Source organism: Actinoplanes sp. GCM10030250 (genome assembly GCF_042666575.1).
Classification (GTDB): Bacteria; Actinomycetota; Actinomycetes; order Mycobacteriales; family Micromonosporaceae; genus Actinoplanes.
This window is the reverse complement of the sequence record NZ_JBHTDO010000088.1, coordinates 1-1871: the sequence shown is the minus strand read 5'-3', so window position 1 is coordinate 1871 and position 1871 is coordinate 1. Positions and strand designations below refer to the sequence as shown.

2 protein-coding genes are annotated in these 1871 nt (G+C 66.9%); both read left to right on the top strand.

Translation table 11 applies throughout. The features are described from left to right. On the top strand, positions 1–450 hold a 450-nt coding region (locus ACFQV6_RS44125; RefSeq protein WP_378033718.1), incomplete at its 5' end, for a hypothetical protein. A 331-nt stretch (positions 451–781) separates the two neighbouring features. Next, positions 782–1723, top strand: a complete 942-nt coding sequence (locus ACFQV6_RS44120) for a hypothetical protein (protein ID WP_378033717.1) — start codon at positions 782–784, stop codon at positions 1721–1723. Positions 1724–1871 lie beyond the last annotated feature (148 nt).

The window sequence follows — 1871 nt, the reverse complement described above, 5'->3', positions numbered from 1 at the left end:
AGGGACCAAATGACCACCACCGAACCCCGCACCGGCTACCCGTCACGGGGTGACTCTCAGTCACCCCGTGCCACCGTCTGGACTTTCGAGCTGCGGCGCGACCGCGACCCCAGCGGCTACTCCGGCACCGGCACCGTGGCCGACGGCGCGGTATTCGGCGACGGGACCACAGTCATGCACTGGCGCGCTCGAGGCGGCCGGGCCACCGGCACCGTGATCGGGGTGACGCTGCACCACATCTACGAGCCGCACACCCACGATGGCGCGACCCGGCTGGTGTGGACCCAAGGCGGCCCGCCGCTCGATCCCGACTACGCCCGGCGCACCGACACCCTGTGCGCCGAGTGCCACGCCCCAATGAACGAGCGCCAGGCCGATGACGCCGTGGTCTCGCTCGAGGGGCAATGCCCCGACTGCGGGATACGCGAAGTGTGGGAACTGAGCCGCTGATTCGCGCCGAGGGCGGCCCTCGGCAACCCGGTGAGCCTCGAACTACAGCGTTGTGATTTGTGGAAAGCTCACCACCACCTGAAACGCCAAAAACCCCGGTCCCCCTCAAGCATTTCCCGTTTACCAGACGGGAAGAGGGGGACCGGGGCCCCGAAAGGCGAAGCTATTCAGTGCTCGCGGCGGAAACGATACCGGTTTCGCGCCGGGGTCGGGGACACGACGCACCCCGAGCCTGAAAGCTTCGCCCCGAACCCGAAAGGGGCGACATGATCAACCCGGAAACCAACCCGCGCGAGGGCCGCCAATGACAAGCGCGGCATACGTTGCCCTCGTGTTCGCCGCCGAGGGCTTGAACGGCAGCGAGAAGGGCCTACTTCAGGTCTTCGCGAACCTGTGCACCCAAAAGGGCGCGCTCACCGCCGATATGGGCCGACTTACCCGCATGTCTGGCATGTCGGAGTCGACCGTCACCCGCACCCGCCAGTCGCTCGAGCTCAAAGGGATCGTGAAGACGCGGCGGCGTAATGAGCGCGGGGAACGGCTCGAAAACGCCTACCTGATCAACGCCGAGGCGCTGGCGGCGCGGTGCCCGGCCGAGCCCGAGGAATTCGGTGATGACGTACTCGCGGCCCTGTTCGCCGAGGACGCCGAAAACGCCCTTGACCAGCAAGTACGTCAATCTGACGGATACGGTCCGTCAAAACGACGTATTTGCAGGTCAGAGGCCGAAAACGCCTTGACCAGCAAGTACGTCAAAATGACGGATACGGTCCAGGGCGCTGACCAGCAAGTACGTCAAAATGACGGCACAAAGGAGGAGGAGGTTCTTTCTAAAGAACCTCCCCCTACCCCCTCGAGCCTCGAGGACGGCAAAGCGTTCGTTTCGACGCTGCCCAGGTACCACGTCGACCGGTTCACAGCCGGGCAGCGATTCAAGCTCGAGCAAGCGGCAGCCGAGGCACTGGCGGCCGGGCACGACCGCGACGCGCTCCGGCGTGAACTCACGGCCGACCTCGAGGGCGCTCGGTCCGTCTTCGCTGTGATGTCCAAGCGAATCCGTGATCTGCCGGACACTCCGCTGCCGCCGCGCCTGCGCGTGGTCCCTGCCGACGAGTCGCCTGCCGCCTCGGCCGAGCGTGCGCCGCACAACCCCGCCCCACCGACCGTCTTTACTGAGCCAGGGATCACGTTCGTGCCGTCGCGCCTCCGTGGCTCTCAGCGCCCCGCTGAGCCGTCTAATGCCCATTCCGGCACCGACACCCGAACCGTCTGATTCCGTGCCGCACAGAGCCATTCAGACCGCATTCCGCACGATCGGAGACCAACCCATGCCACGCCGCAAGCCCACCGACCCCGGCCCCGCGCTGTTCGACCGCCCCGGCACCCGCCGCGACCCGGCCCGAGGGTGCGCCCACTGCGGG